Raw genomic sequence first — 4214 nt, forward strand, 5'->3', positions numbered from 1 at the left:
TTCAAGTCCACCAATTCCTTGACCAGGGTCAGGCCTAGCCCCGTACCTACTTCCCCGGCTGTTCCGCGTTCGCTTTGGACCCCATCGGAGGCCAGTCGTTCTATCTGTTCAGTGCTCATGCCGACTCCAGAATCCTTGACCAGTACCTGTATCCGACCTCCTTCCTCTTCTACAGCCAGCTCCACCTTTCCGCCTTGCGGAGTGAATTTGATGGCATTGGAGATGAGATTGCGGAGTATCCCCTTCAGCGCATCCGGATCGGCATGTACATGGACGCCAGCGGGTATGGCCAGTGATAGCTCGATGTCCTTTTGTGCAGCCAGTTCGGCATAATGCTCCATGGTCTCCTCGACCGTTGGTCGTAGTTCGATCTTCTCGGGATGGTAAGGCATCACCCCATTCTCAGAGAGCGCCCATCCGAGGAGGTTATCCAACAGGCCGCTGATCTGCTGTACGCTGCTACTGAGCATTCCGACATTCTCCTGTGCCCCTTCCACATCCCCTTTGGACAGTCTCCGTTTCATGCCCATGCCTATGGCATGCAAGGTCACCAAGGGACTGCGCAGATCATGCCCGATGATGCTGAAGAACTTGGTCTTGGTCGCATTCAATCGCTGCAGCTCCTCATTCTGTACCTGTAGCTGCTTTCGCGTTCTGCGGAGTTGGATGAACAGATAGCTGATCAGGAGCAGGATGGCCGCCAATCCGATGGCGATCAAGAGGAAGAGACGGCTGCGGGCTTCTTCCCTCTCCTTCTCCTTCCCGAGTGAGATGATCTCGTTCTCCTTCTCTTGGGTCTCATACTGGGTCTGATAGAGCAGGATCGCGTTGGTCTTGTTGGCCGTCAGCAAGCTATCCCGGGTGGCCGAGAACTGCCTGAAGTACTCCAAGCTACGCGCATAGTCTTCTTGTTTCTCGTAGAGCTCGGACAAGAACTGGGCATGCAACATACGCTCCGAAGCATCGCCTTTCTCGGCACTTCGCGCATAGAGGCGTGTGGCGATCTCCTCGGCTGCTTGCGTCTCTCCTCTTACCAGAAGGTCGAAGAAGCGACTCTGGTCGAAGAGGAAGCCGAGCCCTTCATCGCCCTCGTAGCGTGAGTAGACCTCCTTCATCTCGATAAATACCTCCTTGACGCTCTCATAGGCCTGATTGAAGTAGAGACTCTCTATCAATCCATTGTAGGCATAGAGGCTGATGTGCCCGGGCAATCCATGCTCCTTGGCCAATCGCAGGCCCTCTTCAAAATGCATCTGTGCTTCTTGGGTGCGACCCTCCAACATCCGATTGCGTCCCAGATTGAGTGCATCCTGCAGGTACATGAGGGGCGGTGGATTCGATGCATAGTCATAGCGCTGCTGGAAGAAGACCTCTGACTCATCATAGAGCCCGAGCTGCGCATAGAGTATGCCGAGACCCATCAGCGCATCGGAGATGCCGATGCTATCCCGGGCCGCCATGAAGATGTCCTTGGCCTTGGTATAGGCGATGCTGCTCTCCCCGAAACGCCCCATGGCCTGGAGGATGCGGGCCTTGGCCCGATAGGACTCCCCGAACTGGATGACCGTGGTGTCTTGGAGTATCTCGTGTATCTCGATGGATTTCTCGATGGCCTCCAGAGCGGGTGCATTGTTCTGCGCCAACTCCTCGTGGAAGCTCTTGGTATAAGCGATATTGGCCCGAAGGTTCAAGTCCTCGATATCGCGGAGTCGCGGATAATACGTATCGATCACCTTGCCTCCTCGCGGGATATCTCCTATGAGCGTATGGTAGAAGGTGGACTCATGGGCACGCTCTAGACCCGCTTCCCAATCATCCCCTAGTATGGAGTCCCGTATATCATAGAAGATGGCACCGCTTGGATCCAAAGTAGCTCGGTACTGCGCGCAGAGCGAATCCAGATAGTCTATTCTGGAGGCCTTCGTCTCTAAGGCCTCGAAGCTGCTGAGCTGTGATTCTACCTGGTCTGTCTGTGCTGTGAATAGTGTGCTGATCATCAGCAACACCGTGATCCATCCGAGTCTCCGCATATCTTTTCCAATGAATAGGTGGAAGATAGGGATTCTCCAAAGTGAAGTGCTCGAAAGGACGATGCCGTATCTTGCAAGCTGTATGGAGAAACGTGATATCCGTGTCAGTATCATCGAAGATGTAGTCCCGATCCGGGAGAATGTATGCTACTATCTGGAGCTCGATCCCCACATCGAGATGGCCGGGGAATTCGGATCGGCCGAGTCCTTCTTTCAGCATTTCGAGAACCGTTCATCCCAGCATCCGGATATCCTGCTACTGGACATCGGACTACCGGGCATGTCGGGATTGGAAGCCCTACCCCGTATACGTGAGGAATTGCCAGATGTGGATGTGGTCATGCTCACTTCTTATGAGGATGAGCAGACCATATTGAAAGCCTTGTGCAGCGGAGCGGTGGGCTATATCTCCAAGAAGGCCGATCAGGAAGAGATCGTGGAAGCGTTAAAAATCGTACAGAAAGGCGGTTCGTATATGTCCCCGCACATCGCGCGGGAGATCGTCACCCATTTTGCCCGACCCAAGGAAGAGCAGAAGCCCCAATTACTGACCGAACGCCAGTTGGAGATCATCCAGCGCTTGGTGGATGGACTCAGCTATAAGGAGATTGCCGACCAGCTCTATGTCTCGGTAGAGACCGTACGCAGCCATATCAAGAAGATGTATCGCGCATTGGAGGTCAATAACAAGGCCGAGGCCATCGCCCTTTATCTGCGCGGGGAGATCGATTGAAGAATCACCCTATAGGGTGATGCCGATTCCGGTGATTGTGTGCGATATTTGGTCTAGAAGTCAGGTGGAAGCATCTTATTACGTCTATCCAGACCATCCAACTCAAGATCTTAGACCCTTGACGATAGAAAAAGCCCTCCCGAATACGGAGGGCTTTGGCTTTTCCAATGGCGGTCTGTATCTACTCCACCAACATCTTCAGCATGAAGCGCTGATCATCCGTGTAGACATGGACCAGGTACAGTCCGTTCTCTAAGTCCTCACCCATTTCAATGCGGACCTGTGTCCCCTTCTGCGCGCTCGCTAAGGATTCACTATGAATCAGTTTTCCTGTGATGTCGATGATCTCCATGGTCAGTCGCTCTGCATTCTCAAAGAGACGCTCCGACTCCAAGATGAATTGTCGCCCATCATTCGGATTGGGATAGAGACTGAGCTGGATATCCACTTCCAGAGAAGATTTGAAGTCATCGGTATAGGGTCCCTGTCCGGGAGGTGGAGTGTAGATCCCCGTAGTGGGATCGAAATCCGGGACATTGAAGATCTTGATCTCGCTCCAAGGGGACTCCGGTCCCGTGCCGCTATGGCCGCACTCGCAGCGCACCTGCCACTCGTAGCGGATGTTGGGATCCGCCCGTTTGCTGTTGTTGGCACCATCGGCCCGGAACTTGATCGGCCACTTGAAGATCTGACGTGGGGAGCCATCCCCGTAGGTCTTCGTACGGTCATTTATGAAGGTGGTATCCGGAGCCACATAGGCCGGACCGATAGGATCTCCCGTGACCGGGTCCAAATCGCGCTTGGGCCAGAACTTGATATCGCACATAGCGGCATCTTCATCGCTATAGCGCACCTGAGGCACATCCTTGAACCATTTGACCTGTACCCTATCTTGGATGCCATCCACCGGGTCGAAGGATTTGGTGAGGTCGACCGGGGCAAAATCATATAGCGCACAGTCCACGCAGCCGGGATACTCACAGGAACCGTCATCGATATTCGATTCCGGGTCGTAATTACAGGCCGTGGGGTCCATACAGCCGGGTTCCCAGCAGGCCTCGTAGCTGGATTGGCAGATGCCGTCCCAAGAGATATCGCTACAGGCAGGATCGGAGTCCAATACGCCCAAGGCACAGAATTGACTGGCGGCCAAGGTATATCCCGCTGGAGCCGGCTCGTCATCGCACTGGAGCAGTGCAGGTCCACTACCGAGCACATCGGGCAGGTAGATGACCTCCTCGGTCGCGCAGTCTTCTAGACAGGAGGCAGCGGCAACACTGGCGCGGATCACCGCACCCGGTTGCGGGCCGAAGGGCGCATCGGCCACGAATCCATCTGCAAGCTCATCCTGACAATAACTCATGATGGTCGCCTCTCCTGGTGCTGGATTTGGAGGTAAGGGACATCCGCCCTCTGTGGCACCGGAGCAGCCATCGATAGCTGTTCCGTCC

At 54.6% G+C, this 4214-nt stretch carries 3 protein-coding genes; 1 reads left to right on the forward strand and 2 read right to left on the reverse strand.

Features of this window, described 5'->3' with window-relative positions:
* On the reverse strand, positions 1-2030 hold a 2030-nt coding region (locus HKN79_04350; protein NNC82786.1), incomplete at its 3' end, for a tetratricopeptide repeat-containing sensor histidine kinase.
* Positions 2031-2112: 82 nt separating this feature from the next.
* Here HKN79_04350 and HKN79_04355 point away from each other — a divergent pair.
* Entirely contained in the window at positions 2113-2763 is a 651-nt protein-coding gene (locus tag HKN79_04355; GenBank protein ID NNC82787.1) for a response regulator transcription factor, read from the forward strand.
* A 181-nt stretch (positions 2764-2944) separates the two neighbouring features.
* Here HKN79_04355 and HKN79_04360 read toward each other — a convergent pair.
* A partial coding sequence (locus HKN79_04360) for a T9SS type A sorting domain-containing protein (GenBank protein ID NNC82788.1) occupies positions 2945-4214 on the reverse strand: 1270 nt, incomplete at its 5' end.

The organism is Flavobacteriales bacterium (assembly GCA_013001705.1).
GTDB lineage: Bacteria > Bacteroidota > Bacteroidia > Flavobacteriales_D > JABDKJ01 > JABDLZ01.

Coding starts and splice junctions, on each gene's coding strand:
- HKN79_04355 (NNC82787.1), top strand. CDS start 2,113: ATGGAGAAACGTGATATCCGTGTCAGTATCATCGAAGATGTAGTCCCG.